Genomic DNA, 19,970 nt, shown 5'->3' on the forward strand with positions numbered 1-19,970 from the left:
GATATGGTATCGACAAGAAAGGTCCACCAAGCCGACCGACCACCCTTTGAAGCGTGGTTAGATAGCCTTGAGTTAAGTGCAGAAACAAAAGAAAAACTAAGTGCAGTGTCATCTATTCCCGAGCGACTGTTGGTTGGTCAGGAAATGGTTGAGATTTTGTGTCAGCTCAATATGGATGACGCAACGCTTCAGGCAGCCTTGGTTTTTCCATATTGCGAACAGCACGCCTTAAGTGAAGACGATATTTATGAAGAATTCGGCGGGGAAATACGCGACCTGATCGTTGGCGTGCGCCGAATGGATGCCATCAAGTCGTTACATGCGCGTAAAGTAAAAGGCTCTGGCTTTGCAGAAAAGTCGGACGAACAGCACATAGACAGTATTCGTCGTATGCTGCTGGCGATGGTAGAAGACGTGCGTGCCGTTGTGATCAAAATGGCAGAACGCATTTGTGCATTGCAACAGGTTAAAAAAGCCGACGAAGAAACCCGCGTTATGGTGGCCCGCGAATGCGCTAGCATCTATGCACCACTGGCAAACCGTTTGGGCATTGGTCAGTTAAAGTGGGAGCTTGAAGACCTTGCGTTTCGCTATCTACACCCCATTACCTACAAGCAAATAGCTCATCAGCTTGACGGCAAGCGCCGAGAGCGTGCCGAGTACATAGAAACCATAGTAGGCGACTTGCAAGGCTTGCTTGATAGCGAAGAAATTCGCGCAGAGGTTTACGGCCGTCCTAAGCACATATTCAGCATTTGGAAAAAAATGCAGAAAAAGCGCCTTACGTTTGAGCAGCTTTTTGATATTCGTGCGGTGCGTATTATTGCCGAGCGACTTCAAGACTGTTACGCCGCGCTTGGTACGGTTCACGCCAGCTATAAGCACCTACCGAACGAATTCGACGACTACATTGCAACCCCTAAACCTAACGGTTACCAGTCTATTCACACGGTTATCGTGGGGCCTGGAGGGAAGTCGGTAGAGATTCAAATTCGCACGCAGAAAATGCATCAGGATGCAGAGCTGGGTGTGGCTGCTCACTGGAAATATAAAGAGGGCAGTACGGGCAAGCAGTCAGGCTATGACGAGCGTATAAACTGGCTTCGTCGCATATTAGCGTGGCAAGAGGAAGTGGCCGAATCTGGCGATTTAGTTGAAGAACTTCGCAGCCAGGTGTTTGACGATAGGGTGTATGTGTTCACACCCAAAGGCGATGTTATTGACCTTCCCCAAGGCGCTACACCGCTTGATTTTGCTTACTATATTCACAGCAATGTGGGACATCGCTGCATTGGCGCAAAAGTGAATGGGAGAATAGTCCCTTTCACTTATTTACTGCAAAGTGGCGATCAGATAGAAGTACTTACCGGAAAAGAGCCAAACCCAAGCCGCGACTGGATGCACCCAGGTCTTGGCTATGTGCATTCATCACGGGCGCGTGCCACTATCCATTCCTTCTTTAAAAAGCAGGACAGAGACAAAAACCTTGCTGCCGGTAAAGAGCTGCTAGAACGCGAACTTCAGCGTGCCCACTTGCCTGCCAAAGTACCTAATGAGGCATTTGAGAAGTTTAACTTACAAACCCTCGATGACTTGTACACTGCGGTAGGTGCCGGTGATGTGCGCGTTATGCAGGTGATTAACTTTATTCATCACTTGCAGGAGCCGCCAGCCCCAGAGCCCGAAATTAGCCCTAAGGTTAAAACGCGCAAAACTGCGGCTGGGACGGGTAAAAAAGATGCGGTGGTGGTGCAGGGTGTGGGTCACTTAATGAGCCAGTTGGCAAATTGCTGTAAGCCAGTACCAGGCGAAGCTATTTTAGGCTATATCACACAAGGCCGTGGTGTAAGCGTTCATAAAGAAAGCTGCGACCAGCTGCAACACTTGTTGTCACAGCACCCTGAGCGTCAGATAGAAGTGAATTGGTCACAAGAGCTTAAAGTAGGTTTTGAGACGGGTATTGATATATTTTGTCACGATAGAACTGGCCTGTTGCGCGATATTACTACGGTATTGGCGAATGAAAACGTGCCTCTTCTAGGCGTGAACAGCCTAAGTGATAAAAATAGACAGACGGCGCTTATCACTATTTCGATAGAGGTTCAGGACCTCGATACGGTGTCTAAAGTGTTAACCCGATTGCGACAGCTTAAAGGCGTGACCGATGCAAAACGCAAACAAAGCTAAGCTTAGCGAAATGCAGCGGCTGCTTAAAATTATGGCGCAGCTGCGCGACCCGCAATCTGGGTGCCCGTGGGATGTAAAACAAACCATGGAAAGTCTAACTCGCTACACCATAGAAGAAGCCTACGAAGTGGCCGATGCTATTGCCAATGGTGATATGCACGACATTAAAGATGAGTTGGGTGATTTGCTGTTTCAAGTGGTGTTCTACGCACAGATAGCCAGTGAATCGCGTGCATTTTCTTTTGACGATGTGGCGAAAAGCATTAGTGATAAGCTCGTGCGTCGCCACCCTCATGTGTTTGCGAACGCGCTTGCATCTGAAGGTGTCAGCGATACAAATGAAAACGTCACGGTCGAACGTACCCTATTGAGTGACAGTGCTTTAAACGCGCAGTGGGATGCTATCAAAGCCCAGGAAAAGCAGCTTAAAAAGCAGCGTTTAAAGCAAGACAGCGAAGCAACAGAAAACAGTATTCTAGATAATGTGCCTAAAGGTATGCCAGCACTTATGTACGCGCAAAAGCTGCAGAAAGCCTGTGCAAAGGTAGGATTTGATTGGTCTGATGCCGCACCTGTCATAGATAAAGTACGTGAGGAAGTGGAAGAGATTCAGCAAGAGCTGGATTTCAAACAGCGAGCACAAGGGGCACTGAAGACTGGTGTTGTACCTTTAAACAGTGGCGTGCCCGACAACCAACAAGCCATTGAAGAAGAAATTGGTGATGCACTTTTTGCCATGGTTAACTTGGCAAGACATTGCAAGGTAGATGCTGATACCGCACTTAGAAACGCCAGTAACAAGTTTGCTAACCGTTTTAAAGGCGTAGAGCGCTTAGCGGCTGAACAGGGCGACAAGCTCGACGCATTGACGCTTGATGAAATGGAAGCGCTGTGGCAGCAGGTCAAGCAGTCGTCTTCTTCCAACATTGAATAAATGGTGTACGCTGTGACCTTAAAACGTTCCCAATTATTAATCTTACCGTCAACTTTGTGAGCTGAAGGTGCGCGGCTAATTTTTGAGTTGCGTTAAGCTTGGCCCGTAAAATTAGACCAATGTAGATGGAAACTTCATTATTTTGGCGTATGGTTATAGAGTAGGTTTGATTTACGACAAGGCAATGTAGATCCACTTTATCTAATATCTGAGTATAAATTTGGCATATTGGAAGGGTGTGTCGCTGGTGTTAAGTCATGACACTTACCAAGGAGTTGGACTGAATTGGGCGTTGGTATTTCATGAAAAAAGTACTGTATTTATCACTCGGGTTGTTTTTTACCCTTCTAGGTATTATTGGCGCATTCTTGCCGGTAATGCCAACAACTGTTTTTTTGATAGGTGCGCTTTTTTGTTTTACTCAATCTTCACCGCGCCTTGAAAGCTGGTTACTTCAACACCCTAAATATGGCCCCAGTCTTGTTGCGTGGCGAAAACATGGTGCAATTTCGAAAAAAGTGAAATGCATAGCGTGTTGCAGTATGTTGGTGAGCTTTATTCTTGTTTGCCTGTTCGCATCAATGCCTATTCCAGCGTACATAGGTATAGCTCTATTTATGGGAATAGGCGCGTACTTTGTTGTTACGCGCCCCAGCATGCCTGCTGTATAATTTCTCTATACAGAATTTACTCACCTTCGGCAGTAGCGCACAGTTTATTCGAACTACATTGCTAAGCGTTAGGTGACAGATATAAAAACCTTTAACGGTTTCTACCCAGTCGCTCGTGACTGCTTACCCATTCGTCTGCGACGACTGCAGAACCCAGCGACAGATCGCCACACAATACGGTCGCAGCGACAATTTCCGCAAACTTATTTACGCTGCCCCTTTCTGTGCAGCCAAGTACGCTTAAACATTCGTTTTGTGTAGCTAAACCGGTTCCACCACCGTATGTAGCAACGATTAACGATGGAATAGTCACAGAGAAGTAGTAGTCTCCATTTGGCATAATTTCAGCGTAGGTAAACCCCGCAGACGACTCCGCCACATTAGCGACATCTTGCCCGCAAGCGATGAACATGGCGGTAATGCCGTTAGCGAAATGCGCACCATTGTTAACGCTGCCTGCCATCAATGCGCCCATATTTGAATATTGGCGCTGTTTAAACAAAGCCTCTGGCGGGCAATGCATAATCTCCGTCATAAGTTGTTTTGGCAGGGTGATTTCTGCTACAACGCGCTTTCCGCGGGTATGCAGCGAGTTTAAGTGCGAGTGCTTTTTATCGGTATCAAGGTTTGCTGCCAGTACAAAGTGTTCAATAGGGCCCGAATAGTTTGCCTGTATCCACTCGCAGCCTGCCTTCGTGGCTTTACTTACCATGTTTTGCCCAGCTGCATCACCGCAGGTGAAGTTGAACCTAAGCCAACGAAGCTTAGAGGCAGCATACTGCTCAATATCCCTGAGCTTGCCCACGCTGGTGGTACTATCACAGGCTTGTTTAATGGCTTCAAAGTTTTGCTCGACCCACCTGCCAAATGCGAGTGCTTCACGTGCATCGGAAAACGCAAACATGGGCGCTCGCTGCATAGCGTCGTCAATAACGGTGGTCGTTATACCGCCTGCTTCTCTTGTTAGACGCATGCCTCTGCTGTAGCTGGCTGTTAGCGTACCTTCTGTTGTGGCCATTGGAACGTAGAATTCGCCTTTTGCGTGTTCTCCGTTCACTAGCATCGGGCCTGCAAAGCCGATAGGAACCTGTGCAACGCCTGCGAAGTTTTCTATGTTTCCCGACAAGGTTTCGGGCGGTATGGAATAGTGTCCTAAGTGGTTTAGCTGAGTGCCGGTTTCGCGCGCAATAAACTCGCGGCGTGTTCGGCTCATCTCTTGGGTATAGTCGTTGTCTGAGGAACGTGGGATTTTAGGCATTGGGCCACTCCTTTTTTCTTTCATAATAGGAGTGCTGATACCGAATGAGAACTGTTTACAATTTATACATGAGGATAAGTGCCACCTATGTATGCGCTTTTTATGTAGAAAGGCGTTAAATTCACCTTTCTACACGCAAAAAGCGGGGGGGTTGCTTATTTCGAACTCATAAGCGACGCGCAATAGCCCCGCATAAAGCAAATGATACTATGCTTTTTTATCCAATTTTGCCTGAAGTATAGCAATCTCTTCTCTACGTTTTTTATCGGCTAGAGGGCGGTTGGCTTTTTCAGGCGCGTTTTGAGCACGGATTAAGAACCCTTGGGCTTCTTCGTATTCACCATCGTCGAAAAGAAACTCAGCATAAAAGAAGTTTTGGTCCATACCTTCTGGGTTAATTTCTAATGCACGCTTAAATAATTGTTTTGCCTTCTTATCGCTTCCAAAGCTAACTGGCCAGCTTGGTACTTTATGATAAAGTGCCGCTAATACAGTGAGTGCCGTCCCCTCTAATACCGCTTCCTCTTTTTCAATGGCACGTTCTAAATTTTCCTTCGCACTTTCAGCAAAGTCCAGGGCACCTAAACCGCCTTTCGCACTTGCAGTACTTGATTGAGAGATAGCTAGCCAGGTCAGTGCTTCAGCGCTATTTTCTGATTGCTCGACTAACACTTTCGCCTGCGCAATCAGTGTAGAAAATGCCTCTAATTGGGCTTCACCTTCAAGCTCATAGTTCGTTTTTGCCCACGCGTGTTGTAACGGTAGTAAATCAGGGGTGTTTGCATAAACCGTAGATATCGACAACGTAGTAATAAGGATGAATAGAAAAGGAGAGAAGAAATTCTTTTTCTGCATGAAAAGTCGCCTTTATAAGATAGAGGTAGTTAGGAATAAACGAGATAACTCGACAAAATTGTTAGTAATTTCATGAATTATCGTTGAATCGGCGGCTAATCTAACGGTATTTGTAGCGAAAATCTAATACTTGTTGAAAATGGAAAGGCAATAAGATCATTGCCTTTCCCTGTATACCTTCAGGGTGACTAACCTTTTCTCGCTATTTTCGCTTCCAATAAAGCGATCTCTCTTTTGCGACCTGAATCTGCAATAGGACGATCAGCGCGCGCTGGGGCGTCGAGCGCTTTCTTGGCAAACTTGAGCGCTTGCTCATATTTTCCATTATCGAACAAGTACTCGGCGTAGAAATAGTTGGGGTCTATCCCGTCAGGGTTTATTTCAAGTGCATGCTTCAGCAATTTCTCAGCTTTTTTGTCGTTACCAAAGCTAATAGGCCAACCCGGAAGCTTATGGTACAGCACGCCTAGACTGGTCATCGCTGAGCCCGAGAGTGCATTTTCATCTAGTCGCATTGCATGTTCGAAACTCTTACGCGCATCCTTTGCGTAGTCCAGAGCACCAAGTCCCCCCTTGGCACCAGCTGTACTGGATTGAATTATGCCTTGCCAAATCAATAACTCAGGGTTATTGGGTTCTGCCTTTACGAAAGATTTAGCGGTATTAATAAGGGCGACGAATGCTTTTTCCTTTTCTGCATCATCAAGTTCATAGTTAATATGTGCCCATTGATGCTGAAGTGTCCTTAAAGGGCTGGTAGCTGTTTCGCTTAAGGCTGATGTCAGCGCTGTACTTTCTGTGACTTCGTTAGCTTGAGCCATAGCAGTGTGACTTAATGCCAGACCGAGTCCCAGAATTACCGTGGTGCTAAGCATGGTTAATTTCTTCATAATAATGTCCTCGTGTTAAACCAGCTTGTTACCCAGGCGGGTATCGTTTTGAGCGCTGGTCGGTTTGTCTTGTGATTGCGTTTTTTGAAAGGCATAGCGTTTAATTGTTGGAAGTTTCTTTGCCAACGCATTGTCAACAACACTGGGAACTAGCGCGTTAAGCTTGGCAAAAAAGCGTTCAGCACGTCCGAGCGCGACCCTTGGCAAATTGTTTTCTAACTGTTTAATGAATGCTTGCGCTACTGTATCAGGCTCGTCTGTCTGGTTGCCCAATGCCTCATTTAGCGCATTAGCGCGATCGTCATTTATGTCGGTACGCGTTGCGCGTGGCGCTAGATAGTGAAATTTAATTTTGCTATCGCTGAATTCTCTGTGCATCGCTTCCGTCCAGCCTTTCAAAGCGAATTTAGTTGCGCAGTAGGTTCCGTGCGCAGCAAAACCTATGCTTCCAAAAGCTGAGCCTACATTCACGACGTGCGCAGACGGTCTACGTTCGAGTAACGGCAGTAGGCGTTGGGTTAGTAGCATCGGAGCCAGCATATTTGTCGACACAATTGACTCGATTGGGGTGCCCTCAAACTCGCCCACATAGGTAATGCCAGCATTGTTAACCAGAATACTTAAAGGAAGTCGTTGGCAGGCACTTACTACTCTATCTCTACCTTCATCTGACGTAATGTCAGCCACAATGGCAGTATGATGAAGGGTTAAATTTTGTTGCAGCTGTTCGAGCTTCGCCTTACTTCTGCCAGTTAGGATAATGTGCGCGCCTTTTTCATCAAGCGCCTTGGCTATTGCTTGACCAATACCGCCAGTTGCACCTGTAAGAAGTACCACTTGATTACGCCACTGAATATTCATTGTATTTACCTTAACGTGTTATCAATTTACCTCGGGGGATAAGCACCAGAGGTAAACCCTTGAATTCAAGCAACCTGTTCCAAGCCGTGTTCAGGTGTTAATTCGCGAAAGATATCTCCGTATAAGCGATAAAACATGTTCGCGCTGTGAATGATCATTTGCTGCTCTTTGGGGTCAGTAATTTTGTTCATAAGCCCTTCAAAGAAAACAATGTGCTCTTGGTCTAGCGCACCGTGAGAGGTAAGGTATTTAAACGCTGATTTAGGCAGAGATAACTTGTCTTTGATTTGTTTTGCAGCCGCGTCGGCAAGCGCTATACTTGTGCCCTCTAAAACGAATACCATGCCGAAGAAATACAGTGGGCTTTTGCGTGCTATTGCATCAAAAGCATAGGCAACCATTAATTCGGTGGCGGGTGCAGGCTGACTTATCCTCGCCTGTTCTTTATCAACGCCACAGGCTGCAAGGTCGTTAAGGATCCACTCTTGGTGACCCATTTCTTCTTCAATGTATTCACCAATTGCTTCTCTTAGCCATTCCTTATCTTCGTTGAGTTTGGCACCTGTAGCCATAAGCAGGGGAACAGTAAACTTAACGTGATGATAAGCCTGTTGAAGAAAGGCAATATAGTCGTTTAGGTTAAAATCACCGTTAAAGCAGCGTTGTATAATCGGCGCCTGTAAGAATGACTGTCTGGCATGTTCGGTGTTGCTTTGAAGTTGCTGATAGAAATTCATAAATTATTCCTTGATAACAAATTGAGAAGAAAATGCTGTTGTACTTTGAACGCTATACTGGTGTTGGTCTTGGCCCTGGTAGAGCGTGTCTAAGTCAGTCGCGTAGCGGGCAATTATTGCGTCACGTTTCAGTTTTCCCGTTGGGGTAAGCAGTTGGTTTTCTGGCGTACAAAGACCGATGGTGGCGAAATTAACAACTTGCGCATAGTCAGGTAACTGCTTATTGATAAGCGCCACGGTGCTTTGAATCTGTGTATTAGAAATAGTATTGGAAGCGGGTACGAGGAGCGCGACACAGTAGGGTTTAGCTTCGCAATACACCAAAGCCTGCCTGAACAGTCCTGTTCCCAGCAATAAAGACTCAATCCACTCTGGCGATACGTTTCTGCCAAAGCTGTTCACCATTATGTTTTTTATACGCCCATTCAGCGTAAGTGTGTTGTCAGAAAAGACGCCTAAATCGCCGGTTCTGACCTGGGTCGGATAAAATGAGGAAGGTTGATTCAGATAACCCAGAAAGTGGTTGCCTGTAACTACGACTTCACCCTCTTCGATGTGCAGTTGATTATGACCAAGCGTTTTTCCGGCACTGCCCATCGTATTGCAATTGGGCGTGTTCAATGTTGATACTGATACCGCTTCAGATAAGCCATAACCTTCAAATACTGGTAGTCCCTTCGCTTGAGCTTGCGCCAGCAAAGTGGGCGCTACATGTGCACCGCCAACAGCAATGAACATTAGTGATGAAGGTGGTGTCCAGCCCTGATTACATGCCTGTACTAGCACCATTAGCAAGTCGGGCACCAAGATCACAGACGTTGGTTGAACGCGGTCTATCAGTGACAGCAGTGCGTTTGGATTGACGAGTTTGCTTCCTTGAAATCCGCGCTCAGATGCCGTGGCTAAATAAACCGTGCCGCCGTGGTACAGAGGGGCGTAAACACCTGCAACATTTTCAAGCAGGGTAGACAATGGCAGTAAACACAGGTGGTTCACTATTTCTGGTTGAACAGCACGCTCAATAGAATGGGCAACTTTCCATTGCGATTCAGTTGACAGGCACACGCCTTTCGGTGAGCCCGTAGAGCCAGAAGTAAAGGTTATTTTGTTAGTACCTACAGGTGTGTATACACGAGAGTCATGTTTGAGTGAATGAGCGACAATGTCGTTTTCGCTATCAATAACAATCGGTGAATCACTCCATTCACTTAGTTCACCTCCGCGATTGGTCAATAAAAAGTGACACTGGCTCTCATTTAATACATGTTCTTGTTGGGAAGCGCTAAAAAATAGCGGAACGGGGACACAGCAAACGTTAGCCTGTTGGCAGGCTAAATCAGCAATCACCCATGCAAAGCTATTGTCAAAGGCAATGCCCACCCTCTCGGCATTGTGGTTTGTTATCCAGCTTGCGAGGTTCTCGACGGCGCTCAAAAGGGCGCAGTAAGTCATTGAACCGTCTTTGCATTTCAGCGCAACGTCATCGTCGTGCCCGTTTATATACTGATTAAGCAACATACGCTGTTTCCTTTTTTGTGCAGATATTTTGCGTTAACGCATCCACATTTGCGGAAATAAGCTCAATTGCACGTTGGTAATGAGCATTAAGTTCAGGGCAGCCAATTATGTGTTGTGTTACGTGATGTAGCGACAGGGCAGTAACCTGAGGAGCGGTGTCATAATAGGTGCCCCAGTCATCGCTATTCCCTTTAAGTTTTGACGCATCGGCTTTAACAAGGGGGAGGAGTTGAATACCCGCGCCCATGAGTAAAGAGGTGAGCTGTGAGGTCGCACTGAAAACCAGATATTTGCTACCACATCGTTTTAAAACGAAGAACAGGGCAAATAACAAGGGGAGGGTATAGCGCGATGCACTGCTAAAAAGGTTACCAACTTCAGCAATATGCGCTCTGTTTACGGTTATCCCTTGTAGGGTGAGGGCAGTTTCTACCGAAGTGTTAAGGTATTGCTCTATAAAAAGAGAATTATTCTGACCATCATAGGCGGCAAATCTTGCGCCTGCGGCGGCTTTAACTCCCTTAGCGTCAAGAGCAAACAGCATAGGCATAAAGGAAGTCACTCGTGCGTTGTAGCGAGCTTTAAAACCACTCGCTATAAACGCTTCAATACGGCGGCGGGCATTATGTCCATGTTTTGCCGCGATAAAGGTTATTGCGGGCTTTTCCTTTGAGACAATCGCAGATTGCTGACTCGCAACCTGGGTTGGAACAGAAGCTAAAACGTGACTCATAAACATGCTCATTGGTTTTGCGATGTTATGAGTATTTACGCGAGACCTTAAGAGAACCTTAAGTGGGAAAAACTTTTATAAATGTCAGCCCAAAATGTTAAGAACGCCCAAGCTAATTAATCGCTTGAGCCGTCATAGCTATTAAAAACTGGGCCGTTAGCCGGTAAATCACAGGTAGCGTTCGCAGCAGTGGCAGGAAGCAACAACCATTCGTCACGGTGGGCTACACCCTGTGAAGTGGCTTGTGATAAGTCTACACATTGAAATTTGTAGTCACTTGGAACTAACAAAAAGCGTTGACGTATTGGCGGTCTAACCCGCCGGTCTGAAATCTTTGTCTGCTCGCGGGAAGGCTCGGAAGTATCGGTCAACCAAGCCCACGCTGTCCCGTTTTCTACTTCTTTCGGAGTATGGTAACCAAAATGAGCCATTTCAAAGGGTGAATAAAGCAAATACTGTTCTTTAAAGCTGACTATCCCCACCTCGAAGGCAGTTGAATCCTTCGTCAACATATTGCTTATTTGGCTTTCTGCATTTTGAAGGACTATACGGGGAGTACGGTAGTCGTTTAGCAGCCATGCACCGAATGTGGAAGGAATTACAGTTAAAATGAAAAGCCATGCCAGTAATTGGCGGGCGAGTAATTCTCCATCCCCTGCGTTGCGCTTTTTATTGTAAACATAGTAGACAATATGAGTACAAAGCCCAGCGAATCCGAGTACAAGTAATACTATGCTTAAACGAACAAGGGTTTCGCTGTCGCTGTCAAAGCGCGTCATCAGCTTAACAGCAGTGGGCTCGTGAAATAGCAGTGCTAAGCCAGCAATCAATAAAACGGCAGAGATTAACGAGGTAACTGCGCGCGCAAAAAGCAGCAACCCTCTTGATACAGTTGAATTCGCAAGTACCAGACCTGCAACCATACTCAACGCAGGCAGTGCCGGTAGAACATAAACACCACGTTTACCTGGGCTGATACTAAAGAAAATGACAACCAATATTACCCATATCAACAAGGATGAGTAAGCGGGGTTGTGAATAAGTACATCTTTTAACGACTTAGCTTTTGATACAAGTATGGCAATTGGAGTTATCCAAAATACAGGAATAACTTCAACAATATAGTAATACCAGGGCTCTATGTGGTGCCAGGCATTGGCATATCGCTCAGCCGTTTGTTTAAACAAAATATTCGACAAGTATTGTTGTATTTGAGGCTCTTGTTTTATCAAACCAAGATAAAGCAGAGGTGCAAGCCACATCGCCACAACTGATAGCATGATTAAGGGACCAAACAACATGCGCAATGACCACTTGCCGCTATGTGAGCCGCTGGTAAATGCGAAAAATGCAATGGGGATAAATAAAAGAACAGGTAAAAAGCCAACGCCTTTGGTTATGATCCCAAGCCCCATAAAGAACCATGCTGCAAAGTACCACCGCCAATTAACATGCACATAAAAGTGCTGAACGAGTCCGTAGACGCCAATCCAGATAAAGCAGGCGACAAGGGCATCTATTTGAGCGAATTTGGCTTGAATAAGGAACTGAGGGCTCAGTAGAAGTACGAGCATACTCAACATTGCCGCTTTTTCATTGGCAAGTCTTAGCGATAGCTTGTAGGTTAACCCCAAAGTGATAAGGCTTGCGATAGCGTTAGGCAGGAGCATAGCCACCTTCAGGCTACCCGTTATAAGGTAAAAGAAGGCAATACACCACATAAACACAGGGGGCTTGTCCGGATAAATTTCGCCACCGCGCATGGGCACAAGCCACTGTCCACTGTTCACCATCTCTTTTGCGACCAATGCGAATCGAGGCTCATCGGGGGGCCAAGCATCTCTGAAACCCAGACCAACAAATATCAGAGCACAGGCAAAAAAGAACAGGGTAGATGCATGGCTATTTGAATTAAGCATAAGCCTCACGACGGCTCACTCCTACGAGAAATGCCTGATAAGGATAGAAGTAGAAGAAGGCTAATGATTAAGCCACCAATTTGTAAAGGCTGTTCGAGGGAGCTGACAAATCGAGAACCGCTTCCAAGCAAGGTAAACATAAAAGTTTGAGGCGCAAAGCCGATTGCACTTGCAGCAATAAACGGGACAAACGGAACGCTTAGCACACCTGCTACGGCGTTTGTGATTAGGTTGGAGCCAACAGGGAATAAACGAACAATTAGCACATTGCGAAAACTTCGCTTGGCCAGTTTGTTTTCAACAGGCTTTAATTTTGTACCTAAAAGACGGACGGCAAGTGAGCGTAGAGGGCCATTTGCTAATGCGTAGGCTATGCATGCAGACAATACCGTTAGCAACAAGGCAATTAATCCTCCCTGCAATGCGCCAAAGCCCACTCCGCAAAAAAAACTGACAGCCTGACGGGGAAAACCCATGGTTAAAAGTACAACACAAGCACTCAGTATCATGCACAGCGATTGCCAATTTAAATTAGAAATATAGGCATTCAACCAATCTGTATCATCACCGTGCTTCCATACTTCACCAGTGACCTCAAGCGACACATAGCAGACAAGCGCGATGCTTGCTGCCCCGATGAAAAACTGTATGAAGCTTTTGAGGCGGCGAATATTAGTCTTCATTACCAATTCCGCTGGTAATGTGATTAAGCTTATTTCTGTGCATTAGCCATCTGACGCCAAGCATATCGATGATCCCTGCCCAGCCACGATTCCACGCTGTGTAATTTGATTTACCTTCTAAGCGCGCGCGATGATTAACCGATACACATACCACGTCTCCCCCAAGCCTTTTGGTTAAAGCGGGAATATATCGGTGCATATGGTCGAAATAGGGCAAAAGTAAAAAGGTACTTCTTGGGAGGAGTTTCAAGCCACAGCCCGTGTCTGGTGTGTCGTCCTGTAGGATCCACTGGCGAACACGATTGGCAACTTTAGACTGAAATCGCTTCCACGGGGTATCTTTTCGCTTTTTACGATGCCCTATAACGCAGAAGTGCGCTGCATTAGTCTCTTTAGCTGCGCGAATAAGTCGCGGTATATCAGCAGGATCGTTTTGCCCATCAGCATCAAGGGTGATGATCCACTTGCCTTTTGCCTGTAAAACGCCGTGAAAAACCGAAGTGCTTTGACCGCAGCTCATAGGGTGGACGATGACACGACAACTTACCGGCAAGGTGCTTGAAAGGTTATGCAGCAAGGATAGGGAGTCGTCACTGCTACCGTCATCAACAACAATAATTTCTGTTGTTGTACTTGGAACCACTTCTGCAATTTCTCGTAACAAAGCAGAAAGGTTTTTGGCTTCATTTTTAGCAGGTAAAACAACACTGACGTCAAACTGGTGCATAAGAATATTTGGTAAATCATCGAATGACGTGCACTTTAAACGTTGAACCTTAAGGAAAGCTTAAGTTAGGCGCTAAAGTGCAAACTTGCATTAAAATTCGTATTCCAACGACATGCGAAGTGTGTGATCTTTACTGTCACCATTTAGTCCGGCAATAAAGCCCAGTTCCCATTTTAACTGCTTCTGTCGGTCAAAGCGTTTTATACCCATGAATGCTGGACCAACCCCGATAAAATCCTCTGCTACATACACTTCCAATCCAGGTTGTACTTCAGGGATCCAGCGATACCTAAACTTGGCTTTAAATTCGCTTTCCCATTCATTCTCAACAGTTTGACCCCACTCGTACACCAAGCTAATGTTAGTTGTTAAACTGAATTGGCCAAACTCTTTTTCTGTTAATATCCCCGCTTTAACTTCCCAGTCATCGGTATTGTGCTGCTTTTCCAGCTCAAACAGCGTTGCCCAGTCAGCCCAGTATCGCCCTTGTTCAGTCATCATCCAGCGTAACTCTACTTCGTAGCTTTCTAAGCCAAAATCTTCATTTTCATCCCGCGCACCGACAAGGTATGTCTCGAGGATCATAAACTCTGAAAGTGCATGGCCGAATGAGAAGCGTTGCATTAAAACATTGCCATCGTCATTTTGTCTTGAGGTAAGTCGCCACTCAAACTCACGTTCAAAGGGTAATACATAAGGGTGATAAACCTTATCTACGGTAAAATTATCTGCATAACCGTTACTTGAAAACACGGCGCATAATGCGATAGCAGTAAGGAGAAAACGTCTCACTGTGCGACCTCCTGAATTTCATCAGAGAATCTCTTTTTTGAAGAAAAGAAAGCAATTAAATTAGGCACGATAAGTGCGAAGAAAAACACCAATAAATAGCTCATAGAGGGCGTAGCCTCATAGCCAATAAGAGAATTCAGAAGATGACCATATTCGCTATTGTCACTAATAATTGTGCTGCTATCCCATAGCTGCCTTGGCGATGGGAAGGTGTCAGTTTGTTCCAATAATAATGCGATATTAGCGGTTTGAGCTGCCACAAATGTTGTTGCAAAAAAGTATGTTGCTCGCTTGCTAACAAAGTGGGTGAGCAAAATATTAAGTAGAATCGCGATGCTAATACTTATACCCAGACCAATGATAGTGCCCAAGAGCAATAACGTACTATCACTATTACCTGATAACTCGGAAACAAAATAAACTAAAAAGTGCAGCGAATTGGGTAAGCCAATACCTATTATTAGCAGGGTGAGGCCTAGACTGAACCTATTCGACATGCGTGACGGCAAAAGGACAACAAGGCACATACCCAACCACGCAATAAAAAACAGTATTGATTTGAGATACTCAAATCCGGCACCTTCTGATAGTTGCGATACCAGTCCTAGCTGGGGGTAGGTAAATACAGCGAGCAATACCAGCAGCAACACCCGCCACACAACGGCAAGCGTAGATACACGCGGCAGCGCCAGCAATACACTAATGAGCATGAATATGGGCAAGGTGTCACGCAAGAAGAGAACGACGGTATTAATTAGCATCCAGCGTGCCCTCTTTGCTTTTAACTATTACCTTTCCTATTGCGCTATTAGGATGAAACTCACCAAAAAAAGGATACTCACCGGCTTTTAATGGGCCAATAAAGATGGTCCCTCGGCTTTTCGCAAATATCACTTTTTCTCTGTTCAACGAAAAGCTATCTATTTCTTCGGGAGTATCATCGAAATTAACAAAGGTTAGTTTTACTTTTTGCCCTGCGGGCACAATCACTTCCTGAGGAAAGAATAAGTGCTCTTTAATTTCCACCACCACTTCAGGTAAAGCGAACGCAAGGGGCGTATAAAAAGCATAAAGGGCTGAAAAAAAGAATAAAGAAATTTTAGAGTATGTAGTCATTGGAAAATGCCACCCTAACTTCTAATCCCCCGAGCGAACTTTCATCTAAAGAGAGCTCAGCCCCGTGTAATACAACGATTTGTTCTACAATGGCTAGCCCCAAGCCGCTTCCCGAATGAGGGGAGCTGTTAGATGCTCTTTTGAATCGGTTTAGCACGACAGCGCGCTGGTCAGCAGGGATACCTGGCCCAGAATCACAGACGCTTAAAATAAGCTCGTCTTTCCGTCGTTCAATCTTAATTATTATTTGTGCACCGCAAGGCGAGTATTTACTCGCATTGCTCACTAAGTTCTGAAGCAAGGTGTAAAGGACAAATTGAGAACTTAGCAACCAGGCCTCTTTTCCTTCCAGTGCTATTTCTTGGTTTTTATTTTCAATAGCGCCGTATAGGTCACTAATTACCTCTTGCGCGACCACGTGCACATTTACAGGTTCTCGCTGTTCTGCAAACGTTTCTGGGCTGGTGCGAGTAAGCAAAAGGAATTGATTTACCGCGTGGATCATTCTGTCAGTGTCTGCTTTAAGGGGAGCTAACACGTGGCCTTTTTCACCTAACTCGTTCGCTATATTGTGAATGTTTATTTTCATCACGCTGAGCGGAGTTCTAAGCTCATGCGCTGCGTTTGATGCGAATTGCTGCTCTCGTTCGAACGCTGAATTTAGTCGCGTGAACATAGTGTTTAACGTACTAACAACAGGGCTAAGTTCACTGGGCTCACGGGATAACGCAATGGTAGAAAAATCATTACCCTGTCGGCTGGCAAGGAGTTTTGATAGGTGTTTTAACGGCGATAGTCCCCAAGTAATGCCAAAAAAGAGAATGAATGCAAGAATAGGCACACTAATTATAAAAGGGGTGATGGCGGCTACAGTTAGCGAGTCAGTTAAAGTGAAGCGACTACTTACGGGTTGAGCCACCATATACCAGCTATCATTATTCGGGTTAAACCGAGTATGTACCCGCCAGCGTGTACCCAGTGCGTTTACTTCAGAAAAGCCCTCGGAGAAGCTGGTTAATGGCGTGCTTAGCGCGTCAGTAGATGAGCTGGCCAGCTTACCTTGTTTCCATACCTGGAAGAAAAGTGTCTGTTGCTGTGTGCGGGTGCCGCTATCTACGTAAGAGATTGCGCGGGATAGCTCAACTAACTCGTTATCTAACAAGGTATTCGATATACCCAGCGTTGCGCGGTAGCCTTTAAGTGCTGCACTAAATATCACTAAAACAAGCGCGCTGATCAGTGTAAGAATTAGAAAGCGGCGAATTGAAGACAATTCACTCCCCCGATTTTGAAATGCAATAACCGACGCCTCGAATAGTCTTAATAAACTCAGGAGGCATTTTTTTACGCAAATTACTCACGTGTACTTCTATTGTGTTGCTTGCCACTTCCTCTCCCCACTCATAAAGTTTATTTTCCAGCTGATCTTTACTCAGTATGCGCCCTGCGTTTTCAATAAGCGCTTTTAGTAGCATGAGTTCACGTCGAGGTAAGTGAACGTTTTGATTGTCGATAGTAAGCGTATGATGGGCAGTATCAAGGCTGACATTCTTAACACTAACAATGCTGTGAGATGCTGTGCTCAGACGACGCTCAAGTACTCTAATCCTAGCTAACAGTTCTTCTATTTCAAACGGTTTAGGTAAGTAGTCGTCGGCGCCTGCATCTAAGCCAGAGATTTTGTCTAGCGTTTTGTCCCGTGCAGTTAAGATCAACACAGGAAGCGTTGCGTTTTTCTTTCGAATAGATTTTAGTACGTCGAGGCCATCTGTGTCGGGTAAACCCAAGTCAAGAATGACAATGTCACTTTGGCCCGCTCGAAGCGTTGCAAGGGCATCTGCGCCTGAATAAACACAGTCTACCGTGAAGTTGGCATTCTTTAGTGAAAGGGCGAGGGCGCCAGACAACGGCCTATCGTCCTCTACAAGCAGTACACGCATAAAAAACTCATTGATAAAAAAACAAATCAAAACACTAAACGAGAGACCTTAAGAAAACCTTAAGTGCTTAGTGTTTTACTCTGACATCTCTTTTTCGAGCGCGCGTATTGCTATATCTTTGTATTTATCCCAACGCGCGTAATCTAGTTTATAAGGTATTGTTGGGTTGCCGAGCTTGTGAATTTTTCTACTTTCAGCATCGGCAAGCATTTCTGCTTTTCTGTGCCCTTCGAAGCTATCGAAGATACGTTCGAGTTCTCCATCGTCTAGAATCTTGATAAGACCTAATCTCAATCTATTCGCGAGGGCAGGGTTATCTGGGCTAACAAAAAAGTACTCATAGTTGGGGTATTTTAATAGGTGGAACTGCTCTAAAGAGACATGCTTATCTTTGTGGCGTTCTAAATCGCGGTGTACTTCGATAATATTGCGGGGAAAGGCGTCGACAAGGTTGCGAGAGACCATTGAATACATTGAGCCAAACCACGAACTCCAATCTTCTCCTTCAACTCTGTACCCATTAGCCGTTAAGACATCCATATCTGGCCAGTCAGTGCCTTGAACCATTGTAAGGTTTTTCAAGGTTCGGCCATCGGCATCTTCGGTGAGTTCGCTTTGCCGGGATGGGTTAATAACAAGCACTCTGAATCCAGCAAATCCTTTGAGTAAAGGAAGCTCAATAGGAATGAGCTTTTGTTCTCGAGTCTGGTTCGTTACGCTCCACAGTACGTCTGCTTCTCCCTTTAATAGGGATAGCATCTGACGACTTTGCGTCATGGGCTGAGGATGAGGGACAAGGGTTATATCGCCATATTCCTTTGTTGCCTTAAATACGGCATTGAGCACAGCTACGTGATAACTTCCATAATCATCATCGGCAAACGCACGTGTATATACTAACTCCTCAGCATTTACACTGGACAAAAGTAGCGTGTGTAGCATCATCATTGAAGCTACGAAGCGAGACATTTTCATTTGTTTTTATATTGGTTCCGAACACAACAGTTTGACGTTACCTTAAATCTGTTTCTGTGTCATCGGCAGATGATGGAATTTTATCCATATTTTTTGTGCTTAGGGGTTCGCATTTCCTTCAATTCCTGTATAATTCGCGCCCTGCCCAGTTACGCCCACCTTTGGGAAGGTGGAAGAATCAGCCGGCTCGAAGGGGTCATTGTGTTGATTTTAAGGTGATTTCTGGTGTTCAGAAATCAGTAACGACGATATTATTCGGGTGAATTTGAAAATGAAAACTTTTGTTGCTAAGCCAGAAACGGTTCAACGTGACTGGTATGTGGTAGACGCCACAGACAAAACTCTAGGCCGCTTGGCTTCTGAAATCGCACTACGCCTTCGTGGTAAGCACAAGCCAGAGTACACACCTCACGTGGACACTGGTGATTACATCGTAGTAATCAATGCTGAGAAAGTTGCGGTAACAGGCCGTAAAGCGCAAGACAAAATGTACTATGCGCACTCTGGTTACCCAGGTGGTCTTAAAGAGACAAACTTTGAAAAACTAATTGCTCACAAGCCAGAAATGGTTATTGAAAAAGCAGTTAAAGGCATGTTGCCAAAAGGCCCTCTAGGTCGCGCAATGTTCCGTAAAATGAAAGTTTACGCAGGTGCAGAGCACAAGCACACCGCACAGCAACCACAAGTTTTGGACATTTAAGGAGCTATTAACATGGCAGATACTCAATACTACGGCACAGGCCGCCGCAAAAGTTCTACTGCTCGTGTGTTCCTACGTCCAGGCACAGGTAGCATTAAAGTAAACCAACGCGCTCTTGACGAGTACTTTGGTCGTGAAACAGAGTGCATGGTTGTTCGTCAGCCACTTGAACTTGTTGAAATGACTGAAAAGTTTGACGTATACATCACTGTTAAAGGTGGTGGTTCTAACGGTCAAGCGGGTGCAATCCGTCACGGTCTTACTCGTGCTCTTATGGAGTATGATGAGGCACTACGTCCAGCACTTCGTAAAGCTGGCTTCGTTACTCGTGACGCACGTCGCGTTGAACGTAAGAAAGTTGGTCTACACAAAGCGCGTAAGCGTCCACAATTCTCAAAGCGTTAATTTTTACGTTTTTTGTATTTGCAAAAACCCGGCTTATGCCGGGTTTTTTATTGCTTTTTTTCTATTACA

21 protein-coding genes are annotated in these 19,970 nt (G+C 45.5%); 5 read left to right on the top strand and 16 right to left on the bottom strand.

Features of this window, described 5'->3' with window-relative positions:
* Positions 1-3 precede the first annotated feature (3 nt).
* The 3 genes from relA to ACFI6L_RS00925 all read left to right on the top strand — a co-directional run bounded on the left by relA (position 4) and on the right by ACFI6L_RS00925 (position 3,792).
* Entirely contained in the window at positions 4-2,187 is a 2,184-nt protein-coding gene (gene relA, locus ACFI6L_RS00915) for a GTP diphosphokinase (protein ID WP_014975705.1), read from the top strand.
* The gene (gene mazG / locus ACFI6L_RS00920) at positions 2,165-3,121 is read left to right on the top strand and encodes a nucleoside triphosphate pyrophosphohydrolase (RefSeq protein WP_049586139.1); all 957 of its coding nucleotides are present in this window, start codon (positions 2,165-2,167) and stop codon (positions 3,119-3,121) included. The genes relA and mazG overlap by 23 nt, the downstream gene beginning before the upstream one ends.
* 302 nt (positions 3,122-3,423) lie before the next feature.
* Positions 3,424-3,792 (top strand): YbaN family protein, encoded by a 369-nt coding sequence (locus ACFI6L_RS00925; protein WP_049586141.1) that lies wholly within the window; start codon positions 3,424-3,426, stop codon positions 3,790-3,792.
* A 91-nt stretch (positions 3,793-3,883) separates the two neighbouring features.
* Here ACFI6L_RS00925 and ACFI6L_RS00930 read toward each other — a convergent pair whose 3' ends face one another.
* The 16 genes from ACFI6L_RS00930 to ACFI6L_RS01005 all read right to left on the bottom strand — a co-directional run bounded on the left by ACFI6L_RS00930 (position 3,884) and on the right by ACFI6L_RS01005 (position 18,796).
* Entirely contained in the window at positions 3,884-5,050 is a 1,167-nt protein-coding gene (locus tag ACFI6L_RS00930; protein WP_371342893.1) for a hydroxymethylglutaryl-CoA reductase, read from the bottom strand.
* Positions 5,051-5,257: 207 nt separating this feature from the next.
* Positions 5,258-5,905 carry a tetratricopeptide repeat protein gene (locus ACFI6L_RS00935; RefSeq protein WP_462573241.1) on the bottom strand — a complete coding sequence of 216 codons (648 nt, stop codon included), beginning with the start codon at positions 5,903-5,905 and terminating at the stop codon, positions 5,258-5,260.
* A gap of 188 nt (positions 5,906-6,093) precedes the next feature.
* On the bottom strand, positions 6,094-6,795 hold the full coding sequence (locus ACFI6L_RS00940; protein ID WP_462573242.1) for a tetratricopeptide repeat protein: 702 nt from the start codon (positions 6,793-6,795) through the stop codon (positions 6,094-6,096).
* A gap of 15 nt (positions 6,796-6,810) precedes the next feature.
* Positions 6,811-7,656 (bottom strand): SDR family oxidoreductase, encoded by an 846-nt coding sequence (locus ACFI6L_RS00945; RefSeq protein WP_462573243.1) that lies wholly within the window; start codon positions 7,654-7,656, stop codon positions 6,811-6,813.
* Positions 7,657-7,721: 65 nt separating this feature from the next.
* A complete protein-coding gene (locus tag ACFI6L_RS00950; RefSeq protein ID WP_014975712.1) occupies positions 7,722-8,393 on the bottom strand; it encodes a TenA family transcriptional regulator in 672 nt (223 codons plus the stop codon).
* Positions 8,394-8,396: 3 nt separating this feature from the next.
* Positions 8,397-9,911, bottom strand: a complete 1,515-nt coding sequence (locus ACFI6L_RS00955) for an AMP-binding protein (protein WP_168533653.1) — start codon at positions 9,909-9,911, stop codon at positions 8,397-8,399.
* The gene (locus tag ACFI6L_RS00960; protein ID WP_156085962.1) at positions 9,901-10,644 is read right to left on the bottom strand and encodes a thermostable hemolysin; all 744 of its coding nucleotides are present in this window, start codon (positions 10,642-10,644) and stop codon (positions 9,901-9,903) included. The genes ACFI6L_RS00955 and ACFI6L_RS00960 overlap by 11 nt, the downstream gene beginning before the upstream one ends.
* 116 nt (positions 10,645-10,760) lie before the next feature.
* Complete coding sequence (locus ACFI6L_RS00965) at positions 10,761-12,563, bottom strand: ArnT family glycosyltransferase (RefSeq protein ID WP_168533651.1); 1,803 nt, start codon at positions 12,561-12,563, stop codon at positions 10,761-10,763.
* A 5-nt stretch (positions 12,564-12,568) separates the two neighbouring features.
* A complete protein-coding gene (locus ACFI6L_RS00970) occupies positions 12,569-13,246 on the bottom strand; it encodes a TVP38/TMEM64 family protein (protein WP_462573244.1) in 678 nt (225 codons plus the stop codon).
* Positions 13,236-13,973, bottom strand: coding sequence for a glycosyltransferase family 2 protein (locus ACFI6L_RS00975; protein WP_049586146.1), 738 nt, complete (start codon positions 13,971-13,973; stop codon positions 13,236-13,238). The genes ACFI6L_RS00970 and ACFI6L_RS00975 overlap by 11 nt, the downstream gene beginning before the upstream one ends.
* Before the next feature lie 90 nt (positions 13,974-14,063).
* The gene (locus ACFI6L_RS00980; RefSeq protein ID WP_039235893.1) at positions 14,064-14,765 is read right to left on the bottom strand and encodes a hypothetical protein; all 702 of its coding nucleotides are present in this window, start codon (positions 14,763-14,765) and stop codon (positions 14,064-14,066) included.
* Complete coding sequence (locus tag ACFI6L_RS00985) at positions 14,762-15,526, bottom strand: hypothetical protein (RefSeq protein WP_049586151.1); 765 nt, start codon at positions 15,524-15,526, stop codon at positions 14,762-14,764. The genes ACFI6L_RS00980 and ACFI6L_RS00985 overlap by 4 nt, the downstream gene beginning before the upstream one ends.
* Positions 15,516-15,881, bottom strand: coding sequence for a cupredoxin domain-containing protein (locus ACFI6L_RS00990; RefSeq protein ID WP_015066270.1), 366 nt, complete (start codon positions 15,879-15,881; stop codon positions 15,516-15,518). The genes ACFI6L_RS00985 and ACFI6L_RS00990 overlap by 11 nt, the downstream gene beginning before the upstream one ends.
* Positions 15,865-17,154, bottom strand: a complete 1,290-nt coding sequence (locus ACFI6L_RS00995; protein WP_049586153.1) for a sensor histidine kinase — start codon at positions 17,152-17,154, stop codon at positions 15,865-15,867. The genes ACFI6L_RS00990 and ACFI6L_RS00995 overlap by 17 nt, the downstream gene beginning before the upstream one ends.
* Position 17,155: 1 nt before the next feature.
* Positions 17,156-17,821 (bottom strand): response regulator, encoded by a 666-nt coding sequence (locus ACFI6L_RS01000; RefSeq protein ID WP_156085965.1) that lies wholly within the window; start codon positions 17,819-17,821, stop codon positions 17,156-17,158.
* 75 nt (positions 17,822-17,896) lie between these two features.
* Positions 17,897-18,796: an ABC transporter substrate-binding protein gene (locus ACFI6L_RS01005; protein ID WP_168533649.1), complete on the bottom strand. Its 900-nt coding sequence runs from the start codon at positions 18,794-18,796 to the stop codon at positions 17,897-17,899.
* Positions 18,797-19,067: 271 nt separating this feature from the next.
* Here ACFI6L_RS01005 and rplM point away from each other — a divergent pair, with 271 nt between their 5' ends.
* A complete protein-coding gene (gene rplM, locus ACFI6L_RS01010; protein ID WP_014948329.1) occupies positions 19,068-19,496 on the top strand; it encodes a 50S ribosomal protein L13 in 429 nt (142 codons plus the stop codon).
* Positions 19,497-19,508: 12 nt separating this feature from the next.
* Complete coding sequence (gene rpsI, locus ACFI6L_RS01015; RefSeq protein WP_014948330.1) at positions 19,509-19,901, top strand: 30S ribosomal protein S9; 393 nt, start codon at positions 19,509-19,511, stop codon at positions 19,899-19,901.
* Positions 19,902-19,970: the final 69 nt, after the last annotated feature.

Source organism: Alteromonas sp. G4i35 (assembly GCF_054960375.1).

What these genes read in the sequence shown, in the direction of transcription:
- relA (WP_014975705.1), top strand. Translation starts at nt 4, where the DNA reads ATGGTATCGACAAGAAAGGTCCACCAAGCCGACCGACCACCCTTTGAA.
- mazG (WP_049586139.1), top strand. Translation starts at nt 2,165, where the DNA reads ATGCAAAACGCAAACAAAGCTAAGCTTAGCGAAATGCAGCGGCTGCTT.
- ACFI6L_RS00925 (WP_049586141.1), top strand. Translation starts at nt 3,424, where the DNA reads ATGAAAAAAGTACTGTATTTATCACTCGGGTTGTTTTTTACCCTTCTA.
- ACFI6L_RS00930 (WP_371342893.1), bottom strand. Translation starts at nt 5,050, where the DNA reads ATGCCTAAAATCCCACGTTCCTCAGACAACGACTATACCCAAGAGATG.
- ACFI6L_RS00935 (WP_462573241.1), bottom strand. Translation starts at nt 5,905, where the DNA reads ATGCAGAAAAAGAATTTCTTCTCTCCTTTTCTATTCATCCTTATTACT.
- ACFI6L_RS00940 (WP_462573242.1), bottom strand. Translation starts at nt 6,795, where the DNA reads ATGAAGAAATTAACCATGCTTAGCACCACGGTAATTCTGGGACTCGGT.
- ACFI6L_RS00945 (WP_462573243.1), bottom strand. Translation starts at nt 7,656, where the DNA reads ATGAATATTCAGTGGCGTAATCAAGTGGTACTTCTTACAGGTGCAACT.
- ACFI6L_RS00950 (WP_014975712.1), bottom strand. Translation starts at nt 8,393, where the DNA reads ATGAATTTCTATCAGCAACTTCAAAGCAACACCGAACATGCCAGACAG.
- ACFI6L_RS00955 (WP_168533653.1), bottom strand. Translation starts at nt 9,911, where the DNA reads ATGTTGCTTAATCAGTATATAAACGGGCACGACGATGACGTTGCGCTG.
- ACFI6L_RS00960 (WP_156085962.1), bottom strand. Translation starts at nt 10,644, where the DNA reads ATGAGTCACGTTTTAGCTTCTGTTCCAACCCAGGTTGCGAGTCAGCAA.
- ACFI6L_RS00965 (WP_168533651.1), bottom strand. Translation starts at nt 12,563, where the DNA reads ATGCTTAATTCAAATAGCCATGCATCTACCCTGTTCTTTTTTGCCTGT.
- ACFI6L_RS00970 (WP_462573244.1), bottom strand. Translation starts at nt 13,246, where the DNA reads ATGAAGACTAATATTCGCCGCCTCAAAAGCTTCATACAGTTTTTCATC.
- ACFI6L_RS00975 (WP_049586146.1), bottom strand. Translation starts at nt 13,973, where the DNA reads ATGCACCAGTTTGACGTCAGTGTTGTTTTACCTGCTAAAAATGAAGCC.
- ACFI6L_RS00985 (WP_049586151.1), bottom strand. Translation starts at nt 15,526, where the DNA reads ATGCTAATTAATACCGTCGTTCTCTTCTTGCGTGACACCTTGCCCATA.
- ACFI6L_RS00990 (WP_015066270.1), bottom strand. Translation starts at nt 15,881, where the DNA reads ATGACTACATACTCTAAAATTTCTTTATTCTTTTTTTCAGCCCTTTAT.
- ACFI6L_RS01000 (WP_156085965.1), bottom strand. Translation starts at nt 17,821, where the DNA reads ATGCGTGTACTGCTTGTAGAGGACGATAGGCCGTTGTCTGGCGCCCTC.
- ACFI6L_RS01005 (WP_168533649.1), bottom strand. Translation starts at nt 18,796, where the DNA reads ATGAAAATGTCTCGCTTCGTAGCTTCAATGATGATGCTACACACGCTA.
- rplM (WP_014948329.1), top strand. Translation starts at nt 19,068, where the DNA reads ATGAAAACTTTTGTTGCTAAGCCAGAAACGGTTCAACGTGACTGGTAT.
- rpsI (WP_014948330.1), top strand. Translation starts at nt 19,509, where the DNA reads ATGGCAGATACTCAATACTACGGCACAGGCCGCCGCAAAAGTTCTACT.